The following is a 1,437-nucleotide window of genomic DNA, read 5'->3' as shown; positions in this document are numbered from 1 at the left end:
GGACCAAGTTTCTGAATTGCAAGGCGAAGCGATTGTTCTGTTCGCCACCGTGTTCGGCTTCCTGGTCCTGAAAAAAGCCCTGATACAGTGAGGTATTACCCATGCAATTGAACAAGCACTTCATCAAGAAAATTGGCGTTGGCGCTGCAGCCGCGCTTTCCACCCTGGCCGGTACTGTCTACGCGGCTGTTCCTGCCGAAGCCACTACTGCGTTGACCGAAGCTGGCACCGATGTTGGAACCATCGGCTGGGCCGTCTTTGCGGTGATTATTGCTGCCATGGCGTTCAAGTACATGCGCCGCGCCCTGTAAGCCGGGGTTGCGCACCGCACGTGCCGAAGCAAACAAACCCCGCTCCGGCGGGGTTTTCACTTCCGAGGGAACGCCTAATGAGCTATGAACTTTACGTCTTGATCCTGACCACCTTGGCGTTCTATCTCGTGTTTTTTGGGCGGGTGTGAGATGAATTTATTTTTCGCTTTGCTCGCTAGTATCAGACTAATGGAGGTTTGCTACCGCTGTCTTTCTCTGCTGTTTTGCTCTTCTTCTTTTTTACGGCTGCTATGTGGGCTCTGTTTTTTGGTCGCATCTAGTATTGCAATTGCTCAAATTTCGCAGCATGGCGACAGTTGGCACAATACTATGACTGAAGCTTCTAGCGCCTGTTATAATCAACAAGCGATTTACGACGAATATAATATGGGAGGTGTCTGTAACGTCTTTAACAACGAGCATGGTACTTACTACAGTTTGTCAGGTAAGTGTGGCTACCCTGGTGTCACCTATCAGACTTGTTTTGCGTATTTTTATCCGCCTGTTCCGTGCAGTGACGGAATTGACGCTGTTACGGGTGTTTGTATTCCTCCGTCTGAGCCTGTTAATCCATGCGAGTCTACCAACGGCCAATCTATTCTTCATCAGCATAGACAACGGTCGGGGGTAGGTCAGCCGTCTATTGATCCTCCTGGTAGTGTTTGCGCTAATAGTTGTCAATACGTGTTTGGATTTACTGCGCCTACTAACTGTTATGCGTTTAATTCTGGCGATCCATCTGGTGTTTTTTGCTCTTATCAATATTCTTCTGCCGGGTTTGAATGCGCGGCGGGTGATCCTGATTATCAACCTGTCGCCGCTACCTCTGACGTAACCGATCCCGACGATACCCCTTTGCCCGATCCGGACAACGGCTGCCCGGACGGCTACAGCTATAACGGCACTTTTTGTTCACCCGATCAGCCCACCGATCCCACCGATCCCACCGATCCCACTGACCCTACTGACCCCACTGACCCTACCGACCCCACTGATCCTACCGATCCCAGCGATCCGACTGATCCTGGCGACACTGGTGGTGGTTCCGATGGTGGTACTGGTGGTGGTTCCGATGGTGGTACTGGTGATGGTTCCGATGGTGGTACTGGTGGTGGTTCCGATGGTG

1 protein-coding gene and 1 pseudogene are annotated in these 1,437 nt (G+C 51.6%); both read left to right on the top strand.

The annotated features are described in order from the left end of the window. The first annotated feature begins 101 nt into the window (after window positions 1–101). Window positions 102–311 (top strand): major capsid protein, encoded by a 210-nt coding sequence (locus NA637_RS24970; RefSeq protein ID WP_256075249.1) that lies wholly within the window; start codon window positions 102–104, stop codon window positions 309–311. A 150-nt stretch (window positions 312–461) separates the two neighbouring features. Further along, window positions 462–1,437, top strand: a pseudogene (locus NA637_RS24965) (hypothetical protein); the annotation flags it as partial.

It is taken from the genome of Stutzerimonas stutzeri, from assembly GCF_024448935.1.
Classification (GTDB): Bacteria; Pseudomonadota; Gammaproteobacteria; order Pseudomonadales; family Pseudomonadaceae; genus Stutzerimonas; species Stutzerimonas stutzeri_AO.
This window is presented reverse-complemented; position numbering and strand designations above follow the sequence as displayed.

Excerpts from the sequence above, each read along its gene's own strand:
- NA637_RS24970 (WP_256075249.1), top strand. The coding sequence starts at position 102 with ATGCAATTGAACAAGCACTTCATCAAGAAAATTGGCGTTGGCGCTGCA.